Source organism: Synechococcus sp. A15-127, assembly GCF_014280215.1.
Taxonomy (GTDB): Bacteria; Cyanobacteriota; Cyanobacteriia; order PCC-6307; family Cyanobiaceae; genus Parasynechococcus.
Genome location: NZ_CP047948.1, coordinates 1,250,133 through 1,272,758 on the forward strand (window position 1 = coordinate 1,250,133; position 22,626 = coordinate 1,272,758).

General features: G+C 63.0%; 21 protein-coding genes. 16 read left to right on the forward strand and 5 right to left on the reverse strand.

Annotated features, from left to right (window positions below):
• Positions 1 to 24 precede the first annotated feature (24 nt).
• The 5 genes from dapF to dacB are packed head-to-tail and all read left to right on the forward strand — an operon-like array spanning position 25 to position 4,872.
• Positions 25 to 1,122, forward strand: coding sequence for a diaminopimelate epimerase (dapF, locus tag SynA15127_RS06505; RefSeq protein WP_186485477.1), 1,098 nt, complete (start codon positions 25 to 27; stop codon positions 1,120 to 1,122).
• The gene (locus SynA15127_RS06510) at positions 1,103 to 2,278 is read left to right on the forward strand and encodes a cysteine desulfurase family protein (protein WP_186485478.1); all 1,176 of its coding nucleotides are present in this window, start codon (positions 1,103 to 1,105) and stop codon (positions 2,276 to 2,278) included. Before dapF ends, SynA15127_RS06510 begins: the two co-directional genes overlap by 20 nt.
• Before the next feature lie 12 nt (positions 2,279 to 2,290).
• A complete protein-coding gene (locus SynA15127_RS06515; protein WP_186485479.1) occupies positions 2,291 to 3,007 on the forward strand; it encodes a DUF1995 family protein in 717 nt (238 codons plus the stop codon).
• A 60-nt stretch (positions 3,008 to 3,067) separates the two neighbouring features.
• On the forward strand, positions 3,068 to 3,577 hold the full coding sequence (locus tag SynA15127_RS06520) for a DUF4330 domain-containing protein (protein ID WP_186485480.1): 510 nt from the start codon (positions 3,068 to 3,070) through the stop codon (positions 3,575 to 3,577).
• Between the two features lie 8 nt (positions 3,578 to 3,585).
• Positions 3,586 to 4,872: a D-alanyl-D-alanine carboxypeptidase/D-alanyl-D-alanine-endopeptidase gene (gene dacB, locus SynA15127_RS06525; protein WP_186485481.1), complete on the forward strand. Its 1,287-nt coding sequence runs from the start codon at positions 3,586 to 3,588 to the stop codon at positions 4,870 to 4,872.
• Here the strand turns inward: dacB and SynA15127_RS06530 are convergent.
• Complete coding sequence (locus SynA15127_RS06530; protein ID WP_186485482.1) at positions 4,856 to 5,785, reverse strand: hypothetical protein; 930 nt, start codon at positions 5,783 to 5,785, stop codon at positions 4,856 to 4,858. The genes dacB and SynA15127_RS06530 overlap by 17 nt on opposite strands.
• Positions 5,782 to 6,279, reverse strand: coding sequence for a pantetheine-phosphate adenylyltransferase (gene coaD, locus SynA15127_RS06535; RefSeq protein ID WP_186485483.1), 498 nt, complete (start codon positions 6,277 to 6,279; stop codon positions 5,782 to 5,784). Before coaD ends, SynA15127_RS06530 begins: the two co-directional genes overlap by 4 nt.
• Positions 6,280 to 6,351: 72 nt before the next feature.
• Here coaD and SynA15127_RS06540 point away from each other — a divergent pair, with 72 nt between their 5' ends.
• Genes SynA15127_RS06540 through SynA15127_RS06570 form a run of 7 tightly spaced genes read left to right on the forward strand, consistent with a single transcriptional unit; the run spans position 6,352 to position 12,456 of the window.
• Entirely contained in the window at positions 6,352 to 6,834 is a 483-nt protein-coding gene (locus SynA15127_RS06540) for a flavin reductase family protein (RefSeq protein WP_043691094.1), read from the forward strand.
• Positions 6,835 to 6,858: 24 nt separating this feature from the next.
• The gene (gene uvrC, locus SynA15127_RS06545; RefSeq protein WP_186485611.1) at positions 6,859 to 8,805 is read left to right on the forward strand and encodes an excinuclease ABC subunit UvrC; all 1,947 of its coding nucleotides are present in this window, start codon (positions 6,859 to 6,861) and stop codon (positions 8,803 to 8,805) included.
• On the forward strand, positions 8,802 to 9,110 hold the full coding sequence (locus SynA15127_RS06550; protein ID WP_255475623.1) for a hypothetical protein: 309 nt from the start codon (positions 8,802 to 8,804) through the stop codon (positions 9,108 to 9,110). Before uvrC ends, SynA15127_RS06550 begins: the two co-directional genes overlap by 4 nt.
• 1 nt (position 9,111) lies before the next feature.
• Complete coding sequence (locus SynA15127_RS06555; RefSeq protein WP_186485613.1) at positions 9,112 to 10,599, forward strand: cryptochrome/photolyase family protein; 1,488 nt, start codon at positions 9,112 to 9,114, stop codon at positions 10,597 to 10,599.
• Between the two features lie 35 nt (positions 10,600 to 10,634).
• Positions 10,635 to 11,207: a protoporphyrinogen oxidase HemJ gene (gene hemJ / locus SynA15127_RS06560; protein ID WP_186485484.1), complete on the forward strand. Its 573-nt coding sequence runs from the start codon at positions 10,635 to 10,637 to the stop codon at positions 11,205 to 11,207.
• A 1-nt stretch (position 11,208) separates the two neighbouring features.
• Positions 11,209 to 11,868 (forward strand): PHP domain-containing protein, encoded by a 660-nt coding sequence (locus tag SynA15127_RS06565; protein ID WP_186485485.1) that lies wholly within the window; start codon positions 11,209 to 11,211, stop codon positions 11,866 to 11,868.
• Positions 11,869 to 11,895: 27 nt separating this feature from the next.
• Positions 11,896 to 12,456 (forward strand): hypothetical protein, encoded by a 561-nt coding sequence (locus tag SynA15127_RS06570; protein WP_186485486.1) that lies wholly within the window; start codon positions 11,896 to 11,898, stop codon positions 12,454 to 12,456.
• Here SynA15127_RS06570 and cobN read toward each other — a convergent pair.
• Positions 12,446 to 16,192 (reverse strand): cobaltochelatase subunit CobN, encoded by a 3,747-nt coding sequence (gene cobN, locus SynA15127_RS06575; RefSeq protein WP_186485487.1) that lies wholly within the window; start codon positions 16,190 to 16,192, stop codon positions 12,446 to 12,448. The two genes, SynA15127_RS06570 and cobN, sit on opposite strands and share 11 nt — an antisense overlap.
• A gap of 55 nt (positions 16,193 to 16,247) precedes the next feature.
• Between cobN and SynA15127_RS06580 the strand changes: the two genes are divergently transcribed.
• Genes SynA15127_RS06580 through SynA15127_RS06590 form a run of 3 tightly spaced genes read left to right on the forward strand, consistent with a single transcriptional unit; the run spans position 16,248 to position 21,106 of the window.
• Positions 16,248 to 17,159, forward strand: coding sequence for a branched-chain amino acid transaminase (locus SynA15127_RS06580; RefSeq protein ID WP_186485614.1), 912 nt, complete (start codon positions 16,248 to 16,250; stop codon positions 17,157 to 17,159).
• A gap of 58 nt (positions 17,160 to 17,217) precedes the next feature.
• Positions 17,218 to 20,808: a methionine synthase gene (gene metH / locus SynA15127_RS06585; RefSeq protein WP_186485488.1), complete on the forward strand. Its 3,591-nt coding sequence runs from the start codon at positions 17,218 to 17,220 to the stop codon at positions 20,806 to 20,808.
• Positions 20,809 to 20,833: 25 nt separating this feature from the next.
• A complete protein-coding gene (locus SynA15127_RS06590) occupies positions 20,834 to 21,106 on the forward strand; it encodes a DUF4090 family protein (protein ID WP_186485489.1) in 273 nt (90 codons plus the stop codon).
• Positions 21,107 to 21,130: 24 nt separating this feature from the next.
• Here the strand turns inward: SynA15127_RS06590 and SynA15127_RS06595 are convergent, their stop codons facing one another.
• A complete protein-coding gene (locus SynA15127_RS06595; protein ID WP_043691123.1) occupies positions 21,131 to 21,361 on the reverse strand; it encodes a hypothetical protein in 231 nt (76 codons plus the stop codon).
• 111 nt (positions 21,362 to 21,472) lie between these two features.
• Here SynA15127_RS06595 and SynA15127_RS06600 point away from each other — a divergent pair, with 111 nt between their 5' ends.
• Positions 21,473 to 21,868 (forward strand): DUF2237 family protein, encoded by a 396-nt coding sequence (locus SynA15127_RS06600; RefSeq protein WP_186485490.1) that lies wholly within the window; start codon positions 21,473 to 21,475, stop codon positions 21,866 to 21,868.
• Here the strand turns inward: SynA15127_RS06600 and SynA15127_RS06605 are convergent.
• Positions 21,850 to 22,578, reverse strand: coding sequence for an SDR family NAD(P)-dependent oxidoreductase (locus SynA15127_RS06605; protein WP_370593967.1), 729 nt, complete (start codon positions 22,576 to 22,578; stop codon positions 21,850 to 21,852). The two genes, SynA15127_RS06600 and SynA15127_RS06605, sit on opposite strands and share 19 nt — an antisense overlap.
• Positions 22,579 to 22,626: the final 48 nt, after the last annotated feature.

A 22,626-nucleotide genomic window follows, 5' to 3' on the forward strand; every position in this document is an offset into this window, starting at 1 on the left:
GATTCGGACAGTTCCCCAGCGGTCATGCTGCACTTCAGCAAATATCAGGGACTTGGCAACGACTTCCTGATCCTCGAGGGACGCAGAGGTCAGCTCCCTGCTGAAATCGTTGACCCCTCTGAGGAATGGGTGAGGCGGGTCTGCGACCGACGCTTCGGAGTGGGCGGTGATGGAGTGATCCTGGCCCTGCCTCCGGAGGGAGCGGCGGATCTGCGCATGCGCATCTTTAATGCCGACGGCACGGAGGCGGAGATGTGCGGCAACGGCATCCGTTGCCTGGCGCGCTTTCTGGCCGACAGTGACGGCTCCCCTGTCGGCATCCGCTGGTCGATCGAAACCCCGGCAGGTCTGATCTGCCCGGAGCTTCAGGGGGACGGTCAGCTGAAGGTCGATATGGGAGCACCCTTCCTGCTGTCCGATCAGGTGCCCACGGGCCTGGCCGTATCGGACCGTGGTCTTCCGGAAGGCGTCATCGATCTGGATGGTGTGGAGATGGCGGTGGCTGCCGTCGGCATGGGCAATCCCCATGTGGTCGTGCCGGTCGAGGATCTCGAGGCCATCCCCTTCGAGTCCTGGGGCGCTGCTCTGGAACGGCATCCGATGTTCCCCGCACGCACGAACGTCCACTTTCTGCGGGTGCACGACCGCCGCTCCCTGGAAATCCGCGTCTGGGAGCGCGGGGCCGGACCGACCCTTGCCTGTGGCACCGGTGCCTGCGCGACGCTCGTCGCCGCCAGTCTGCTCGGACTCAGTGATGACCAGGCGGAGGTGCTGCTGCCTGGCGGACCGCTGCAGATCGCCTGGAGCGGACGTCAGGGATCCGTTCTGATGACCGGGCCAGCCGAAGCCGTCTTCGATGGGGTGCTGTCACCGGATCTGATTCCGAGCATGGCTCCGGCCATGCAGGCCAGCATCGGGACGGTCGAGCCGGACCCTGACCTGTTGGACTGTGCGAATGACTGTTCGGAAGCCTGTCACCAGCCAGACCACTGCCTGCGTGACGAAGCGCAGCAGAGAGTCCAGGCCTTCCTGAACAACACCTCGCTGGATTCCATGCTCAATCTTGCGAGTGAGTCTCTCGAACAACGGATCCGTAGTCGGTATGAGCGAAGCGAAGGCTGACATCTACCTGGATGCGGCGGCGACGACCCCTCCGTCGGCCGACGTGATCGAACGGATCCGCGTTGTCCAGGCAGACACCTGGGCCAACCCCAGCAGCCTTCATGGTCCGGGTATCCGGGCTGCCGACTGCCTGGAACGGTCCCGTCAGTCGATTGCCAGCGCCCTCGGGGCGGAACGCGACCAGCTCACCTTCACCTCCGGCGCCACGGAATCGGTGCATCTTGCCCTGCTGGGCACCGCGCTCAAAAGGGAACCTGGCCGTCTGGTGATCTCCGCCGTTGAGCACCCCGCCGTGGTGGCAGCGGCACGGCGGCTGGCGCTGCAGGGCTGGCAGCTCCAGCAGTGGCCTGTTGACGGCGATGGACTGATCCGGCTTGATCTTCTCGAGACGATGCTTGCCCCACCGACACAGCTTGTGTCGATGATCTGGGGGCAGAGCGAGGTTGGTGGTCTGCAACCGGTTCTGAAGGTCGCTCAGGCCTGCCGGGAGCGCGGAATCACCTTCCACACCGACGCCACTCAGGTGATCCCCCAGGGTTTGATCCGCTGGCGCGACCATCCCATCGATCTGCTGAGTCTCTCCGCCCACAAGTTGCGGGGGCCCCGTGGTGTCGGCTTGCTGCTGCACCGAAGCGATTCGGTCCCCGATCCGCTCCTCGGCGGAGGTGGACAGGAAGGGGGCATCCGTTCCGGCACCGAGCCTGTGGCGTTGATCGCTGGCATGGCGGAAGCCATGCGGGGTCTGCCCCGCTTCGATCCAACCGAGCATCCTGTGCCGCCGGGTGATCCGTCGGTTCGGATCCAGAGGGACCGTCTTCTGGAGAGGTTGTTGCGCATGGACGGTGTCCATCTGCTGGGTCCTGAGCTCCAGGCGCGGCTGCCTCACCACATCTCCCTCCTGATCGGCGACCGCCAAGGCAGACCCCTGTCCGCTCGTGCCGTCGTCCGGGCGATGGCACGGGATGGACTCGCCTGCAGCAGCGGCAGTGCCTGCCATGCAGGCCGGACGGAGGACAGTCCTGTGCTCGCCGCGATGGGGACGGCTCCGTGCTGGCGCCGTTCGGGATTGCGGCTCACCCTGGGCACGTGGCTGAGCGATGCGGATCTGGCCACGGTCCCGGAACGCCTGGATGCAGCACGCCAGTCGTGCACCTGAGATGCTGGTTCAATGAGCACACCCACTCCCCTTCCGGACCATCTCCCTGCTGATCTGGCCACCGCGGAGCTTGATCTTCAGAGGGCTGTGCTCGACGCGATCGGTGCTGTTCCCAGTCGCCGTCTGGCCGCATCTCTGCTCTTTGAGGGTCTACGGCTGCTTCCCATCGCCCTGCGGCTGGGGAGTGCTCTGAAGGAAGCAGGGCTTCAACCGACATTGCTCTGGCCGGATGCGGGTGCTGCCGCCTTGGCCCGCCGGGAAGCACCGGAGCTGCAGACATCGATCAAGGACTTCAACCAGTGGTCGGCAGGAACCGAGGCGGGTGACCGAACGGATCTGATCCTGGCCATCTCCCCTCAACCCTCCGACTACGAGGATTTCCAGGAGATCTGCGAAGCCCATGCCGGCATGGTGGTCATGCTCAACGGCCGGCTCGAAGACGCTGCCGTCGGCATCGGCAGTGTCGCCCGGGAACGACGGCGCGGATTCGTTGCATCCTGGACCGCCTGCTACTGGTTGCAGCCACTCGATGCCGGAGCCCTGATGCGGATCCATCCGGATGACTGGCGGGTCTTCAGACAGGACCCGGACGGTTACCGGTTGGCCGGAACTCTCAGCTCCCGGCCTGATTCCGAAGGTCTTGCCGAGCTGCTGTCAACGGAGGGAACCCAGAGCATCGCAGCGCAGCTGAACACCGTCGACCGATTCCTCGACGGACTTCGGAACTGATCCGAATCGCTTGATCCATCAGCGAACAATCCGTATGGTTCGGGTCCAATCGTGCGATCGATGCAGCGTCCTTCGTGGTTGCGCCAGCTCACTCCGTTGGACGGACTGGCTGCTCTGATCGCTCTGTCGGCCCTGGCTGGTGCCGTGTGGTCACCGAAGCTGACCAATGCCGTCGCTCAGGCGACGGGGGCGATCCAACCCATCCGCGTGAGCGTCGATGTCCGCCATCTGGTGGCCGCCGATCCGGAAGGTCTGATGAATGCGATCCGGGAGGAAGGAGAGGTGAGCCTGGTCATCCGCAACCAACCGGCTGGTCGTCTGAAGCTGATCGGGGTCGAACAGATCACGAGTCGCCTGTTCTCGGTTCTTCCTGATGGGGATGTCGTCCAGGCGGACAATCCCAATCCCGCCCTTCCCGTCCATGCCCGCTTTCTGCTGGAAGCCAGAGGGGAAGCGAAGTCGTCCGGTGTTGTGGTCGGCGGAACCAAGCTCAAGATCGGTATACCGATCGAGCTGGAGGGCCGTCTTTACCGGGTGAACGGCACCGTCAGTGGAGTGCAGCTCCTGTGATGGGCGTGATGGGTCGCGGCGCGATGGTCAGCATCAGTTTGCTGACGGCGTCTCTTCCGGCTCTGGCGCAGACCGGTGAAATCCCGTCCGCCCTGCTCTCGCCCCCGGCACCGCAACATCAGCAGGGACGTCCATCGCTGCAACTGCAACCGGGACGCCTCTGTCAGGCCCTGCAGCAGACGATCCGTTCGGTGCTCGGACCTCAGATCGGTGCCTGGAGCATCACCGTGCTCGATGAGAACGGCGCCTTGCTGGCCGATGTGAACGGCACGGTGCCCCGGGTTCCGGCCTCCAACCAGAAGCTGATCAGCACTGCTTTTGCGCTGGATCGTCTGGGAACAGATTTCCGCCTTCGCACCAGGCTGCTGCGTCACCCCGATGGCTCTCTGGAAATCGTGGGGGAGGGAGATCCAGACCTGAGCATCGCTGAAATCCAGCGGTTCGCGATGGTGGCCCTTGGCGAGGGGGGCTCCCGAAGCACCAGCACTCCGTCAACACCGATCCGGCTGTTGGTTCGAGAAGAGCCGAAACGCCACTGGTGGCCCAGCGACTGGCAGCAGGCGGATCGAACCTATGCCTACGGGGCACCGATCACGCGACTGGCGCTCACCAGCAATGCACTGAGCAGTGCGGTGATGAATCCCGCTGCCAGGTTGCAGCGCATTCTCGACAGCACGGCACGCCAGCAGGGGGGCCGACTGAGCATGGTGATGGTCGACCACGAACAGCGTGAGAGAGGGGCTTCGATCGCCGGTGACGACACGGTGGTGCTGCACAGCGAGGACTCGGCACCGATGCATGCCTTGCTGAGTCTGGCCAACACCGAAAGCCACAATTTCACAGCTGAGGTGCTGCTGCGTGAAGCCGCGGACGACTGGGACGTGAACCGAGCCGCTCTGGCCAACAGCCGCTGGTTGCAGGCACAGGGGATCTCGACTGCCGGGCTTCGAATTCGTGATGGAAGCGGGCTCTCCCGAGGCAATCGCGTCACCAGCCGGACGCTGGCTGAATTGCTGCTCCGTATGGGGCAGCATCCGATGGCCTCGTACTACCAGGCCTCGATGGCGATCGCCGCACAGCGAGGCACATTGAGACGTCTTTATCGCGGTACGCCCCTCGAGGGACGCTTCTGGGGCAAAACCGGAACACTGCGCGGGGTGCGGACTCTTTCAGGAATCCTGGAAACAGCCGATGGACCGCGCTACGTCAGCATGATCTCCAACGGAGGATCGACCCCCAACACCGTGATGGGCAAGGTGCTGAGGGCCAGCCAACGCCTCAGCCGGTGCGCTTGACGGAACGAGCCCGTCCTGAACCACGCCGGGCCCGCGTGATCGGCACGGTGTTGGGCTCCGAAGAACCATTCACCTCCTCATGGGTGCGGATGGTCTGGATCTTCACCAGTTCCTGGCGTCCAGCCATCACCACCTGGGCCATCTCCTTGAGGCGGACCTCCAGTTCTCCAAGGGTCTGCTCCGCATAGCGATTGGCACCGTCCTGAACACTCGCAGCCTCCTGACGACTGCGTTGAATCAGGGATTCACACTGCTGCTGCGTCTGCTGACGGAACTGGAGGGCATCGTTGTGAACCCTTTCCGCTTCGTCACGGCTTTCCTTCTGGAGACGCAACCCCTCACGGCGGATCGTCTCGAGATCCTGCAGAGCCTGCTGACGGTTGGCTTCGTGCTGCTCGGCGTACTGGCGCTTGATCTCCGAAGCCTCCTGCTCGAGCTGCTGACGACGCTCCAGCCCCTCCTGTTCCAGCTGCTGCCTGCGGGCTGCGAACTGCTGCTCCTGCTGAGCAGTCTTCGCCTGCATCTCCTGCTCAAGCTTGGCGTTCTGCTGGCGTGTGTTCTGAAGAACCTGCTCACACTGCTGGCGGGTCTGTTCACGCAGTTCGTTCACCTGGCGCTCCGCCTCCTGTCGGATCGCGGCATTGTTCACCAGCTGTTCACGCTGGCGCTGAGCCTGCTGAACGATCTCCTCCGCCTGCTGACGGGCCGTGTTGATGAACTCATCGCGGCGGTCGAGCAGTTGTCCGGCCCGCTCCACCTCCTTGGGCAACGCCTCGCGGATGGCATCGAGCACCTCGACCGCGTCCCCTTCATTGACAAGCCGGCCACCGGTGAAGGGAAGGCGACTTCCCTCCAACACGATTTCTTCCAGTTGATCGAGTTGATCGAGGACGGTGAACCGGGCGTCACTCATGTCACCGGAGGTGTTAAAGCCGAATTGAAATGCCTGTTCAAGTCGGACGCAACCTCGCAGGGGACCATGTGCTCCACCGGCCCACCGAAACGGGCCACCTCCTTGACCACAGAGCTGCTCAGAAAGCTGTGTCGGGCTGATGTGGCGAGGAAAACGGTCTCCAGATCCTCCGCCAGAGAACGGTTTGTGTGGGCGATCTGAAGCTCGTATTCGAAATCACTCATCGCCCGCAGTCCCCGCAGGATCAGATCGGCACGATGGGCCTCCGCGCAATGCACGGTCAGTCCGTCGAAGCTGATCACTTCAATGCGCTCCAGGTGCGCCGTTGAGACCCGGATCTGAGCAATCCGCTCCTCGACGGTGAACAGCGGTTTCTTGCTGGGGTTCGACAGCACAGCCACGATCACCTCGCCGAACAGCGCAGACGCCCGTTCGATCAGATCCATGTGACCGTTCGTGAGCGGATCGAAGCTGCCGGGATAGAGCGCCCTCATGGCTGTGCAGACCGTGATCGGATCCTATGCAGAAGGGCTCTGCCTAGATTTCAGGGAACGACTCCCATCTCGATGCCCCTCGACGCTGACGCGAAGAAGGTTCTTCTGCGCAAGATCCCTCACGGCCTTTTTGTCTGCGGTGTGCGGGAAGGGGATGAGGTCAACGGTTTCACAGCCAGCTGGGTGACCCAGGGCTCCTTTGAACCGCCTCTGGTGGTGATGGGTGTTCGTGCCGACAGCACCAGCCACGGCATCATCGAGCGCACCGGGCGCTTCTCCCTCAACGTGATGCGCGCTGATCAGAAGGATCTGGTCGCGGTGTTCTTCAAACCGCAGAAGGCCATGGGAGGTCGATTCGAAGCTGCTCCCTTCCGTGAGGGTGAGCTCGGACTGCCACTGCTGGAGGAGGCGATCGGCGGGGTGGAATGCGAACTGGTGGGCCAGGTCAAGCATGGCGATCACACCGTGTTCGTCGGCGAAGTGAAGTCCGCCCAGCTGCTCGCTGACGGCGAGGCACTCACCCTGGCAAGCACCGGCTGGAATTACGGCGGCTGAAACGGTTTGAACGAGTCCACGTCGGTGGCACCTCTGCTCACCCGGCCTCAGGTGCTGGAGAGCCGGCTCAGGGACATACCCGCTGAGCCGGGTTGCTACCTGATGCGAGACGGGGACGACCGGATCCTCTACGTCGGCAAGTCCAAGAGCCTGCGCAGCCGGGTCCGCAGCTATTTCCGCAGCCGTCATGACCTGTCGCCGCGCATCCGTCTGATGACGCGACAGGTCTGCGAGATCGAATTCATCGTCACCGACAGCGAAGCCGAGGCCCTTGCGCTTGAGTCGAATCTGATCAAAAACCATCAGCCGCACTTCAATGTGCTGCTGAAGGACGACAAGAAATATCCCTATCTGTGCATCACCTGGAGCGAGTCCTATCCACGGATCTTCATCACCCGTCGACGACGGTTCCGAAGCCCGCTCGATCGCTTCTACGGCCCCTATGTGGATGTCGGGCTGCTGCGACGCACATTGTTTCTCGTGAAACGGGTGTTCCCGCTTCGGCAGCGTCCACGCCCGCTGCATCCGGATCGCACCTGTCTCAACTTCAGCATCGGACGCTGCCCCGGTGTCTGCCAGGAAATGATCACCTCGCAGGACTATCACCGCACCCTGCGCAAGGTGGCGATGGTGTTCCAGGGCCGCAGCGATGAGCTTCAGAAGCTGCTCGAGCAGCAGATGGAGCGGTATGCCGAACGTCTCGATTTCGAATCGGCTGCACGGGTTCGCGATCAGCTTCAAGGGCTGGATCAGTTGACGGCGGATCAGAAGATGAGCCTCCCGGACTCCTCGGTGAGTCGGGATGTGCTGGCCCTCGCCAGTGATGAGCGTGTCGCGGCCGTTCAGCTGTTTCAGATGCGGGCGGGAAAGCTTGTCGGACGGCTCGGGTACACGGCGGATGCTTCAGGACTGGAGCCGGGGGTGATTCTCCAGCGCGTGATCGAGGAGCATTACAGCCAGGTGGATTCGGTCGAGATTCCTCCGGAACTTCTTGTGCAGCACTCCTTGCCTCAACAAGATCTGCTGGAGGAATGGCTGACGGAGCAGCGAGAACGCAAAGTCCAGATTCACTGGCCCCAGCGACGGCAGAAGGCTGATCTGATCGAGCTGGTGCAACGCAATGCCGAGTTCGAGCTGCTCCGCGCCAAGCAGGGCCAGGAACAGCAGGCACTGGCCATGGAGGATCTTGCGCAGCTGCTGGAACTGTCGGGTTCACCGCGGCGCATCGAGGGCTACGACATCAGCCACATCCAGGGGAGTGATGCGGTCGCATCCCAGGTGGTGTTCATCGATGGTCTTCCGGCAAAGCAGCATTACCGGAAATACAAAATTCGCAGCAGCAGCATCCGTTCCGGCCACAGCGACGATTTCATGGCCATGGCCGAGGTGATCCGGCGTCGCTTCCGCCGCTGGGCGAGGGCCAAGGCGGAGGGTGCGGATCTGGCGGCACTCCGCAGGCGGGGCGGCAGCGCGCTGCAGACCGACGGGCTGAATGACTGGCCGGATGTGGTGATGATCGACGGGGGGAAAGGCCAGCTCTCTGCCGTAATGGAGGCTCTGCGCGAACTGGACCTGCAGGAGGAGCTGCAGGTTTGCTCCCTGGCCAAGCAACGCGAAGAGGTCTTTCTGCCCGGTGAGAGCCAGCCTCTCGACAGTGAACCGGATCAGCTGGGTGTGGCTCTGCTGCGCCGTCTCCGGGATGAAGCCCATCGATTCGCGGTCAGCTTCCATCGTCAGCAACGTGGGGAACGGATGAAGCGGTCACGCCTCTCCGATATTCCTGGTCTCGGTCCCAAACGCGTGAAAGAGCTCCTGGCCCATTTCCATTCGATCGACGCGATCCAGCTGGCAAGCATCGAAAGGCTCTCCCAGGCTCCAGGGGTCGGATCGTCCCTGGCCCGGGAGATTCACGGTTTCTTTCATCCAGATGTGTCCGACCAGAGCGATGAAACCCGGGAGCAAAGCGCATGATCCGTCGGCTGTTCCCATTCAAGGCACTGTTGATCCTGATCAGCGTGCTGTGGTTCACCATCGCGGGCGTCGTCGAGGCCGCGCCGGGGCTCTGCACGGGCCCTGTGTGTGCGGATGGCATCACCCGCAGCGCGAAGAACCACTGGCAACTGGTTTTACGCCTCAATGACCAGCAGGGCCATCGCGAAAAGGTGGTGATGGACTGCAGAGCCGGTGTTCTCAGTCCGCGTGTCGGACAGGTGGATCGGGGCTTCGCCACGGCCCTCGGTCGGCGCGCCTGCCGGCTTGCCGGTGAGCCTGTCTGAGATGGAGATCACCATCGTTTTTCCACATCAGCTGTTCGCTGACCATCCGGCGATCACGGCCGGGCGACCTGTGGCACTGATCGAGGATCCGCTGTTCTTCGGCACGGATCCCCGTTGGCCGATGCGTGTCCATCGTCAGCGTCTGTTGCTGCACCGCGCAGCGCTGAAGGCCTATGGCGACGACCTTCGTGGCAGGGGACTGACCGTTCTGCACCAGCGCCATGATCAGGCTGTCGACACCGCTGGGCATCTCGGGCTGCTGCATGCAGCCGGCTACCGGAGCTTCCATTTGGTCGACCCCGTCGATGACCTGCTGCACCGGCGCCTGCGAGGGTTCGTCCGGCGAGCCGGATGTGAGCTCACCATCAGCCACACACCGTTGCTGCTGACGCCCACCGACCTGCTGGATGAGCATTTCAGCGGCGGACGGAAACCGCTGATGGCACGCTTCTATGAGATGCAGCGTCGCAGGCTCGATCTGCTGATCGATGCCGATGGCGGGCCCCTTGGAGGGCGCTGGAGCTACGACGCCGACAACCGCAAGAAGCTGCCCAAAACGGTTCTTGTTCCCCCGGAGCCGCGTCAGGTTGGCGGTCGGCATGTGGACCTGGCGCGTCGGGAGCTGATCCAGGAGTCATTGCCGGGGATCGGGGCCTGGGAGGACTTCGCCTATCCCATCAATCATGCCGATGCGAGCCGATGGCTGGATGACTTTCTGGAGCATCGCCTGCAGCAGTTCGGGACCTACGAAGACGCGATCAGCACCCGGCATCGGGTGATGTGGCACGGGGTGCTGACACCGATGCTGAACTGCGGCCTGCTCACGCCGCAGCAGGTGATCAACCGGACGATGGACAGAGCCGGGGAGGGGGATATCCCGATCAATTCCCTCGAAGGATTCCTGCGTCAGATCATCGGCTGGAGAGAGTTCATGTCAGCCATGTACCGACTCCATGGCGTGACGATGCGCAACGGCAACTTCTGGGACTTCGAGGACCGGCCGATCCCATCAGCGTTCTATGAGGGCACCACGGGCCTTCCCCCCATCGATGACGCCATCCACCATGCCCTGAGTACCGGTTACTGCCATCACATCGAACGACTGATGCTGCTGGGCAACGTGATGCTGCTCTGCGGTTTTCACCCGACCCGCATCTACACCTGGTTCATGGAGCTGTTTGTGGATGCTTACGACTGGGTGATGGTCCCCAATGTCTACGGCATGAGCCAGTTCGCGGACGGAGGCATCTTCACCACCAAGCCCTACCTCTCCGGATCCAACTACGTGCGGAAGATGTCGGACTACCGCAAGGGTGACTGGTGCGAGATCTGGGACGGTCTGTTCTGGTCATTCATCAAACGCCACGAGGCCTTTTTCCGCAGTCAGTACCGGCTGGCGATGATGGCCCGGAATCTGGATCGCATGGCACCGGACGTGTTGATCGCCCATCAGCGTCGGGCCGGCGACTTTCTTGACGGCCTCACCTGAGCACTGCGTATGGTCCTTCCAGTGCGGTTGCGGTGATGTCGCTTCCTCCTGAGGCTTACCTCTGGTTCAAGACTCTCCACATCGTCGGTGTGGTGGTCTGGTTCGCCGGCCTCTTCTACCTCGTTCGGCTGTTCATCTATCACGTTGAGGCTGATGAGCTGGCTCCCGAGCTGCAGCAACCGTTCCGGGCGCAATACGAACTGATGGAGAGGCGTCTGGCCAACATCATCACCACCCCGGGAATGGTCGTCGCGGTGTCGATGGCGATCGGTCTGCTGCTGCTTCAACCCGGCTGGCTTCATGAGAGCTGGATGCACGCAAAGCTGGGCTTCGTCGTTGCACTGCTCGCCTATCACCTGCTCTGTTACAGGCTGATGGGACAGTTGAAGACGGGCGGCTGTCAGTGGAGCGGGCGTCAGTTGCGCGCTTTCAACGAACTGCCCACCCTGCTGCTGGTGCTGGTTGTGATGCTGGTGGTCTTCAAGAACCAGTTCCCGACCAGCGCCGCGACCTGGTTCATCGTCGGACTCGTGGTGTTCATGGCGGCGTCAATCCAGTTTTACGCGCGCTGGCGGCGTCTGCGCGCCGAAGCAGCAGCTGAGGCCTGAGATGCCAACGCGCACTGATCACCCTCTGAGCACGGTGCTGGAGCAGGTCGGTTCCTCCAGTTGCCCCGGGACGCTGAACTTCCACTGCCACACCATCTGCAGCGATGGAAGTCTCACCCCTGAGGACCTGATCACCCAGGCAACGGAGCGGGGCCTGACGCACCTGGCGGTGACCGATCACCACAGCTCCCATGCGCATCACGCCATGCGTGACTGGTTGTCACGGCAACGGGAATCGGGCCGGACCGTGCCCACCCTGTGGAGCGGCATGGAGATCAGCGCCCTGCTGAAGGGTTGTCTGGTCCACGTGCTGGCGCTCGGCTTCGAACTGAATCACCGGGATCTGCAGCGCTACAACCGCGGTGATGCCGTGGTCGGTGAAGCATTGCGTGCCGAGAGCGTGGTCCGGGCGATTCACGCGGCGGGCGGGCTTGCCGTGCTGGCCCATCCGGCCCGCTACCGACTCGGCCATGACGTGCTCATCGAGGAGGCCGCCCGACTCGGATTCGATGGAGCTGAAGCCTGGTACGACTATGAGATGCAGCCCCACTGGCGACCAAGCCCTTTGATCTGCGAAACGATCGACCGGCAGCTCCGTGAACTTGGCCTTTTGCGTACGTGTGGCACCGACAGTCACGGAATCGACCTGAGCGGCCGCTAAGTTCGACGCAAGTCAGATCCACTCGGCATGGGTTTATTTGATCGAGTCAAGAGTTTCGTCAACAGTGGCTCCGAAGACTCCAAGCCGATTAAGTCGCGACCTGAGAAGGCTGAAAAGGCGGAAGCCTTCTTCCTCGATTCCGACTCCTCCTCCTCCCTGGGGGACCGCGACTACATGCGCGAATCAAAGACGATCCGCCGCACCTTCCCTGGTACGGCCGATTCCCCCGGCACGAAGGAACGGGTGAGTGTGGTGGCAGCGGAGACCGAACAGGTGACCCGCCGCAGTGACGGCCTCGGTGGTGTCGTGAAGAAGGAGGAGGTACCGGTCAGTCCTGTCGGCGGTGTCCCGAAGCCTGTCAAGAAGACCTTTGCCGAACAGGTCAGCACCGCCGAGATGAAGCAGCGTCTCAAGGGTGCTGCCGTAACTGGAGTCAACGTGCCGTCGAGCGCGGACGCCGCTCCTGTCGGTCGCAAGGAATCTCTGAAGTCAGAGCCGGAGGTGACCAAGCCCGGCAACGCCGGAGGTCAGAACCCCGCTGGCTCGATCGATCCATTCCGTCAGATGGTCAGGGATCTCAACAAGTAGGTCCGCCCTGTTCGATGCAGGCCTCACTGCGGTGCACCAGGTGGCTCAGCCGCTGCAGCTGCTTGGCCTGAGCTGATTGCCACAGACCGCGGTTGGACGCCTCGAGCAGACGTTCCGCCATGTCACGCAGCACCCAGGGATTGCTCGACATCAGGAACTCAATGGTTCGATCATCCGCGAGCCATTGATCGCTGAGGGCTCCATAGCACCAGTCAGGAACACGATCCGTGGCGGCGTCGTAGGCGAACAGGTAGTCAAGACTCGCCCCCATCTCGAAGGCCCCCTTGTATCCGTGCTGCTGCATTCCCGTGATCCAGCGGGGGTTGAGCAGACGGCTGCGCATCACCTTGTCGATTTCTTTCTCCAGCCGGTGCAGGCGGGGTCTCTCCCGGCGGGAGTGGTCGCCGAACCACATCTGAGCGGGTTGCCCACGCTGGTGTTCCACCGCAGCAGCCAGCCCCCCGTGGAACTGGTAGTAATCATCGGAATCGAGCAGATCGTGTTCGCGGTTGTCCTGGTTGTGCAGCACCACCTGCACGCGACTCAGGGCTGATTCCAGTCCGGTGCGGTCTTTCACGCCCTGACCACCTTCGTCGTACCGCCACTGACTCCAGCTCAGAAAGGCCTCGGCCAGATCTCCCCGGTCCTCCCAGGCACCGCTGTCGATCACTGCCTGCAATCCGGCTCCGTAGGCTCCCGGGGCCGATCCGAAGATCCGACCCTGGGGACCCTCTCGCCGCGAGAGCTCCGCCAGGGGATTGGCCTCCTCCGGTTCGTCCTGTGCCGCCACAAGGCGCTGAGCGCGATCAACCCAGGCCACCAACTGGGGGAAGGCATCACGGAACAACCCTGAGATGCGCAGCAGCACATCGACCCTCGGCCTTCCCAGCAGAGACAACGGGATCAGCTCCAGATCGACCATCCGACGGGTCGGTCCATCCCAGACGGGACGGACCCCGATCAGAGCCAGCAACTGGGCGATGTCCTCGCCGCCGTTGCGCATGGTGGCCGTCCCCCACACAGACAGTGCCAGATGCCGCAGCGGCTCTCCTTCCTCCAGCAGGTGCAGATCCAGCAGCTGTTCAGCCGAGCGGCGACCCAGATCCCAGGCCGCCTCGGTGGGCAGGCCCCTCAGATCAACGGAGTAGAAATTGCGGCCGGTGGGAAGCACATCGGGCCGTCCTCGGGTCGGCGCTCCCGACGGTCCAGCCGGAACACGGCCTCCGGCGGCACCGCTGATCAAGGCGTGTCGCTCCTGATCCGCACAACGGATGAGATCCGGCCACAGCCTGATGAGCAATCGCTCCAGTACCGGATCCCGGGGGGTCCGTTCCGACCAGTCGTGGATCGGAGCGGACAGGTCGCTTCCGGATCCCTGGCCGACCAGCAGGCTCACCAGAACCATGGCCTGGTTCTCGAGCCAGGCCGTGCCATCCCCCACGCGGCGCGCACGCGTGCAACCGAGCTCTCCCAGAAGCTGCTGGTCCTCCGCTGACAGCGGTTCACCGTCTTCATCAGACCAGGGATCGAACGCGAGACCGACCACCCGAGCCAGCGCCTGGGTCAGGCCTGGACCCTGCCGACTCGGCGGCCGCGCCAGGGCGATCAGCAGTTCCAGTTCTGCCCCCGCAGACGGGCGGGTTCCGAGACGATGCAGACCTGTCCTGATCTGGGCTTCCTTCAGCTCGCAGAGATAGGTCTCGGCTGCATCCAGAGCGAGATCCAGAGCCGCTGAATCGGAATCGTCTTGCTCTGGATCCGGCAGACCGGGCCAGTCCAGATGCCGCAGTGTCTTCAGCACCTGCTGCTCCAAGTCGGCGCTTCGTGCGGCCCCCATCTGGCGAGCCTCCACCAGTTCATCCAGCAGCCCCTCAAGCCTCTGCAGAGGACCGTGCAGGCCGGCCCGGCCCAGGGGAGGGGTCAGGTGATCCACGATCACGGCGTGGCCACGCCGTTTGGCCTGCGATCCCTCCCCCGGGTCATTGACGATGAAGGGGTAGAGATGCGGAATGGCCCCGAGCGCCAGCTGAGGCGCACAGCCAGCGCTCAGTCCAACGGATTTGCCCGGCAGCCATTCAGCGCTGCCATGTTTGCCCACGTGCAGCATCAGGTGCGTCCCATGCCGCTCCCTCAACCACAGGTACTGCGCGAGATAGCGATGGGGTGGTGGCAGATCCGGTGAGTGCAGATCCGCGATCTGATCCGCGTCATAGCCGCGGTCTGGCTGAATCAGCACCACCACATGACCGAATCGGAGTCCGTGCACGGGAAAGCCGAGCCCGGGCTCCAGGTCACAGGCCCTGTCCGGCGGCCCCCAGCGCTCCTCGATGCGTTGACGGGCCTCGGGGGGGACGGAGTCCCACCACCGCTGGTAGTCGGAGAGGCTCAGATGATCTAGTGGCTGACGATTCAGGCTCTCCGGAGCATTGGTGCGACCAGCGAGCAGGCTCTGCATCAGTGCTTGGCCATCACAGGGGAGCGGTTCCCGACCCAGCGCCATTCCCTCCTGCTGAAGCCACTGCAGGATGGACAGACAGCTGGCGGGGGTGTCGAGTCCCACCCCGTTGGCCAGCCGACCGTCACGCACCGGATAGTTCGCCAGCACCAAGGCCACCCGCCGTTGATTGGCGTCGGTCTCTCTCAGCAACACCCAACGCCGGGCATGATCCACGAGCCAGCGGATGCCGTCGTCATCGGGAACCACTCCCGGAATCGCGGTGGCGAGTCGGGGATCATCCGTGCGCAGATCACGGAAACCGCAGGGCCGCGTGCAGAGACGGGCATCCAGCTCCGGCATGACCACCTGGAGCGTGAGGTCCAGCGGTGTCAGTCCGCGGCTGCCCGCGAGCCATTCCTCCCGGCTTCGTCCGCTGATCAGCAGCTGAAGCACCGGCAGATCCAGGTCATCCCAGAGCGGACTGCCGAACCCGGCATCAGCACTGCGCACGGATGCGAAGGCCGTGCCACAGATCACGACCTCAACCTGTTCGCGGCGCAGCAGGTCCTTCACTCCGCGCTGGACGGCGGCATCACGCAGGCTGCTCACCCACAGAAGACGTGGACAGAGGCCCTGACATCGCAGCGCCGCAGTCAGGGCTTCCGCAAGACGCAGGTCACCGCTCTGAAACAACGCGCGGTAGAGGACGACTCCGATGCGCGGCCCAGCGTCGGACTGCCAGTCCCAGGGCGATGGGTCGGGCATCGGATGCACGCTGCCGGCATCCTCCGGCTGTGATTCGCCGTCCAGCAGACGCTGCAGAACCGCCAGCAGCTGCAGCATGTTCCGCTCGCCTCCCTCGCGCAGACAAGCGGCCAGACGACCGGCCAGATCGGCATCGATCGAGCCCAGTTCGTGAAGATGAATGTCCTGATCAGCGGTACCGGCCAGGATCACCAGCTCGCGATCGGATGCGGCCGAGCACCAGCCCTGCAGCTGTTCAAGTCCGTAGCTCCAGTGACCCCGGCCACCGAGGAGGCGCACCACGATTGCCCTGGCCTTCGCGGCAGTGGTGCTCAGGTAGTGATCGAGCTGGGCCGGGTGGCCTAGACAGTCCAGAGCGAGCCCGCGAATCGTGGTTCGGAACACCGCTTCAGCGGCTGGACGTGCCAACGCCCGGGACAGACAGGTGAGATCGGTTCCGGCACTCGTCAGGAAGAGCACATCCGCCGGCGGCTGCTCCACCAGCACAACGTCCTCCGGTGGATCGACCCCGGGACAGGTGGCGAGACGATGCATGCGGACATTCTCCTGCCCGGTGGGTGAGAAGATTCAGCCATCGGGCTCCACAGCGATGCATCAGTTCCTGCCCTACGCCTGGTTCCAGGGCCAGTGCGTGCCCTTCGAGGACGCCAGGATCTCCATCGCGACCCACGCCCTGCACTACGGCACTGGAGCGTTCGGGGGCATGCGGGCCATCCCCGACCCCACTCAGGCCGGCACGATGTTGCTGTTCCGGGCCGATCGCCATGCACGCCGGCTCAGTCAGAGTGCCCGACTGCTGCTCACAGAGCTCAGCGAGGAGACAATCCTCTCCGCACTGACCGCCATGCTGCAGGCGAACAAACCTCAGCAGCCGATCTATCTGCGGCCCTTCGTCTACACCAGCGATCTCGGCATCGCGCCCCGGCTGCATCAGATCGAGACAGACTTTCTCATCTATGGCCTGCCGCTCGGCGACTACCTCTCACCGGAGGGAGTCAGCTGTCGCATCAGCAGCTGGACACGCCAGGAGGATCGCTCCCTGCCCCTGCGGGGCAAGATCAGCGGCGCTTACATCACCAGCTCTCTGGCCAAGACCGAAGCAGTGCAGAGCGGGTTCGACGAAGCGCTGCTGCTCAACAGTCGCGGCAAGGTCAGCGAGGCCAGCGGCATGAACCTCTTCCTCGTGCGCGATGGCGAGCTGATCACGCCTGGCGTCGAACAGGACATCCTGGAGGGCATCACCCGTGCCAGCGTCATCGAATTGGCGGAAACCATGGGCATCCGGGTGATCCAGAGGCCTGTCGACAAGACGGAGCTGTTCATCGCCGACGAAGTCTTCCTCACCGGTACAGCCGCCAAGATCACTCCGATCCGCCAGATCGAATCCACCACACTGGGCACCGACAGGCCCGTGATGGAGTCGCTCCGCACCAGACTGATCGCGATCACAGAAGGACGGGATCCGGCCTTCGAGCACTGGGTGACCCGGATCAGCATCTGAGTTCAGGGGATGCTCGCCACGGACTTTTCTTAGAGTCGGCGACTACTGGAAAGGTTCCATGGCAGCGACGGTGACCACCACATCCGTGGCGAATTCCCGTTTTCTCAGCCACCTGAACGGTCCCCGACGTCCCGTGCTCGTCTTCGATGGGGCCACCGGAACCAGCCTGCAGCAGATGGATCTGACGGCTGATGACTTCGGCGGTCTTGAACTGGAGGGTTGCAACGAGAACCTGGTGGTCACCCGGCCGGATGCCGTTCAGGCGGTGCATCGCCAGTTTCTGGAGGCGGGATGCGATGTGATCGAGACCGACACCTTCGGTGCCGCCTCGATCGTTCTGGCCGAATACGGCCTGGAGGATCACGCCCATGCCCTGAACAAGAAGGCGGCGGAACTCGCCCGGGAGATGGCGGATCAGTACAGCACCGCTGAGAAACCACGCTTCGTGGCTGGTTCCATGGGACCCACCACCAAACTGCCCACCCTCGGCCACATCGATTTCGACACGATGCGCGCTTCCTTCCGGGAACAGGCGGAGGGCCTGATCGCCGGCGATGTCGATCTGTTCATCGTCGAGACCTGTCAGGACGTTCTCCAGATCAAGGCGGCACTGCAGGGAATCGAGGAGGCTTTCGAAGCCGCCGGTGAACGCCGTGCCCTGATGGTGTCGGTGACCATGGAGACCACCGGCACGATGCTGGTGGGATCCGACATCGCCGCTGTGGTGTCGATCCTTAAGCCATTTCCCATCGACATTCTCGGGCTGAACTGCGCGACGGGACCGGAGCAGATGAAAGAGCACATCCGCTACCTCTCGGAGCATTCACCCTTCACCGTGAGCTGCATTCCCAATGCCGGTCTTCCAGAGAACATCGGCGGTGTGGCTCATTACCGTCTGACGCCGACGGAACTGAAAATGCAGCTGATGCACTTCGTGGAGGACCTGGGAGTGCAGGTGATCGGCGGTTGCTGCGGCACCACACCTGCCCACATCAGCGCACTCTCGGAGCTATCCGCGGAACTGAACCCGGCGGAACGGAGCCGTCGCAGCAGTGAGCCGTCCGCGGCCTCGATCTACGGAATCACGCCGTATCACCAGGACAATTCGTTCCTGATCATCGGAGAGCGACTCAATGCCAGCGGCAGCCGCAAAGTGCGAGAGCTGCTGGCGGAGGAGGACTGGGACGGACTGGTCTCCGTGGCCCGCGGTCAGGTGAAGGAGAACGCCCACGTCCTGGACGTCAACGTCGACTACGTCGGACGAGACGGCGAGCGGGACATGCACGAACTGGTGAGCCGTCTCGTCACCAACGTCAACCTGCCACTGATGCTTGACTCCACCGAGTGGCAGAAGATGGAAGCCGGCCTCAAGGTGGCCGGCGGCAAGTGCATCCTCAACTCCACCAACTACGAAGACGGGGATGAGCGCTTTTTCAAGGTGCTTGACCTTGCACGCCGCTATGGCGCCGGTGTCGTTGTCGGCACGATCGATGAAGACGGCATGGCCCGGACAGCTGAGCAGAAGTTCGCCATCGCCCAGCGCGCGTATCGCGATGCCCTGGAGTTCGGCATCCCTGCTGAGGAGATTTTCTATGACCCTCTGGCCCTGCCCATCTCCACCGGGATTGAGGAGGACCGACTCAACGGCAAGGCGACCGTGGACGCGATCCGGCTGATCCGCGAGAACCTCCCCGGCGTGCATGTGGTGCTGGGGGTGAGCAACGTCAGTTTCGGGCTCTCACCTGCCGCACGGATCACACTCAACTCCGTTTTCCTTCACGACTGCTGCCAGGCCGGCATGGATGCCGCGATCGTCAGCCCCGCCAAGATCTTGCCGCTGATCAAGATCAGCGAAGACCATCAGACGGTGTGCCGTGATCTGATCAACGACAAACGTCGCTTCGACGACGGCATCTGCGTTTACGACCCCCTCACCGAGCTCACCAAGCTGTTCGAGGGTGTGAGCACCAAGGAAGCGCGGGCATCCGGACCATCCCTGGCCGACCTTCCTGTGGAAGAACGTCTGAAGCAGCACATCATCGATGGTGAGCGGATCGGTCTGGAAACGGCCCTGAAGGAAGGCCTGACCAGCTACAAGCCGCTGCACATCGTCAACACCTTCCTGCTGGATGGCATGAAGGTGGTGGGTGAGTTGTTCGGCAGCGGTCAGATGCAGCTGCCTTTCGTGCTCCAGAGCGCCGAGACGATGAAATCAGCGGTGGCCTTCCTGGAGCCGCACATGGAGAAGAGCGAGGGAGAGAGCAGCAGCAAAGGCAAGTTCCTCATCGCCACTGTCAAAGGCGATGTCCACGACATCGGCAAGAACCTGGTGGACATCATCCTCACCAATAACGGCTACGAGGTCGTCAATCTCGGCATCAAACAGAGCTGTGAAGCGATCATCGAGGCCCAGCACGAACACAAGGCCGACTGCATCGCGATGAGCGGCCTTCTGGTGAAGTCGACCGCCTTCATGAAGGACAACCTCAGCGCCTTCAATGAGGCGGGCATCGACGTTCCCGTGATTCTCGGAGGCGCTGCACTGACGCCTCGGTTCGTTCAGAAGGACTGCCGCGAGGTCTACAACGGAAAGGTGGTGTACGGACGGGATGCCTTCGCCGATCTGCGTTTCATGGATGCGCTCATGGAGGCGAAGGGGCAGGACGACTGCTGGAGCAACACCACCGGATTCCTGAAGGGAGCACCGCAGGGTGTCGGGCTGGACGAGCCGGAAGCCGAGGAGACCAGCAGCAGCAACGGCAGTTCAGCCCCGAAGGACACTCCCAAACAGCCTCAGACCCCGGTGAGCACCGAACGCTCGGAGGCGGTGCCTGCCGAGCCGGCTGCGACGCCTCCCTTCCTGGGTTCGGCTCTGCTGGACGAGGCTCAGATCGGCCTTGAAGAGGTGTTCCCGTACCTGGATCGCAATGCTCTGTTCGCCGGGCAGTGGCAGATCCGCAAAACCCAGAAGCAGAGCCGTGAGGAGTACGACGCGATGCTGGCTGAGAACGCGGAGCCGGTCCTGAAGCAGTGGATGGCCCGTTGTCTGGATGAGAAGCTGCTCACCCCGCGGGTTGCCTACGGCTATTTCCCCGTCGGAAGAGACGGCAACAGCCTGCGTGTCTTCGACGTGAACGGTGCCGAGGAGCTGGGGCGCTTCGATCTACCGCGTCAACGTTCCGGGAACCGTTACTGCATCGCTGACTTCTTCCAGGACCTCGGATCTGATGGCCGTCCGGCCGATGTTCTTCCGATGCAGGCGGTCACCATGGGGGAACGTGCCAGTGAAGTGGCCCAGGATCTGTTTCAAGGCGATCGCTACAGCGACTACCTCTATTTCCACGGTCTCGCCGTGCAGATGGCGGAAGCTCTGGCCGAGTGGGTGCATGCGCGGATCCGGACGGAACTCGGTTTTGCCGATCCCTCCGACATGCCTCTGCGGGATGTTCTGGCGCAGCGGTACCGCGGCAGTCGCTACTCCTTCGGATATCCCGCCTGTCCGAATGTGGCCGATTCAAGGCAGCAACTGGCCTGGCTCGACGCGGAGAGAATCGGTCTGACCATGGATGCCAGCGATCAGCTGGCACCGGAACAGAGCACGACCGCTCTCGTGACGATCCACAGCCAGGCGCGCTATTTCAGCGCATAACCTGAATCGCCTCTTTTTGAAGACCATGGCGATTGCCGGACCCGACGGCGTGGATGCCGCCATCCAGGCGGGCGTTGATCTCGATGGCAGCCCCATCCCCCAGGAGATGCTCAGTCTCTACAACGAGGTGATGGATCTGGAGAGACAGCGTGCCCGCAGCGGTGTGCTCAAGTCCATGCGGAACCGCGTGGTCAAGACCGGCGCCAAGCATTTCGATCAGGCTGCTCTCAATCAGCGACTGGTCGAGGCCGGCTGGGACGGCCTCAAGGCCAAGGAGATCGCCTTCTACTTCAGCTGAAGGCTCCCTTCGAGCTCGGTCGAATCAGTCCTGGCAGAGCTTCTCCATGGTGTCGATCACTTCCTGCTGAAACTCGTCGAGGGCATTCGATTCGCTCAGATCAATGCCTTCGCCGGCAGCATTCTGAGCCAGATCCTGAAAATGAAACGCTCCCTCCCCGTTGGCCAGGAACTCGATCGCCGAGCTCTCACCGCTCTCGCGAAAGGCGTCGCAAAGCGCAAGAAAGGCGGCGTCTTCGGTGAACTCCCAATCCATCGAGTGGACATGACTGAACGACCTTTAACGCCTTCCCCCAGGGGTCCGTCAACCGTCTGACGTCGAAATGTGCCACTCCTTCGGCAGACTCCTTGCATCTGGACTGTTCGGATGACCAGCAGCAGCCCTGCAACTTCAACCGCCAGAAACGTTCTCGGAGAGGCCCTGGTGCCATGCGGCTGTCAGCCGATGACCGGCTGGTATCGCAACGGTTTCTGCGAAACCGATCCCACGGATCTCGGCCAGCACAGCATCTGCTGTGTGATGAGCGAATCCTTCCTGACGTACAGCAAGGCGCAGGGAAATGACCTGTCCACCCCGGTGCCGGCCTTCCGATTCCCCGGCCTGAAGCCCGGAGATCACTGGTGCGTCTGCGCGCCGCGCTGGAAACAGGCTTACGACGACGGCATGGCCCCTCCGGTGCGGCTTGAGGCGACGGAGGAGTCGGCATTGGCGGTGGTGAGCCTGGAGCAGCTCCGGGAACATGCTCACCAGGGGATGACCTGACCGTCCCAGGCAAGAAACTGCCCGGACTGCTCAGGGGTCTGCTGCAGCAGCAGGTCCACCAGATGGTCCGCTGACCGCTGAGGAGGGAACAGCTGCTCCGGCGGGACGAAACCATGAAAGGGCCGCGACAGGTCCGTGTCGGTGGTTCCGGGGTGGAACAGGCTGACGGTGGCCCGTGGCCAGCGCCTCGACCATTCGATGCTGAGGCAGCGCAGCAGCTGATTCTGTGCTGCCTTTGCCGCCCTGTATCCATACCAGCCGCCACTGCGGTTGTCAGTGATGCTTCCGACCCGGGCACTGAGACTGGCGAAGTGAAAGGGCTGATCGCGCCGGAGTAAGGGTTCCACGGCCTTGGCCAGCAGAACCGGAGCGATCGCATTGATGCCGAACTGTTCACTGAGTTGTCGGCGTTCAACCTGGCGGAGCCTCTTCTCCGGGGCCAGATCAGGGCCATGCAGACGTCCGCTGCAGTTGAACACCAGCCGCAGCGGCAGTTCGGTCCCCGCCAGCTGTGAAGCCAGAACATCCAGGGAATCGTCATCCTCCAGATCCAGTCGCAGATCCTGAAGCGGGGGGCCACTGCGACCGGCGGTCAGCAGCGTGAGATCCGGACATCTGCGGCGGAGCGTTGAGGCCATCGCTGTTCCGATCCCCCCGGTCCCGACGACCAGGGCAAGGCCACGCCAAGAGGCAGGATCCGCTGTTGACACGATCGGTGCTCTGAATGCCCGTGTCGTCTAAGTGATTTCGGCGATGAT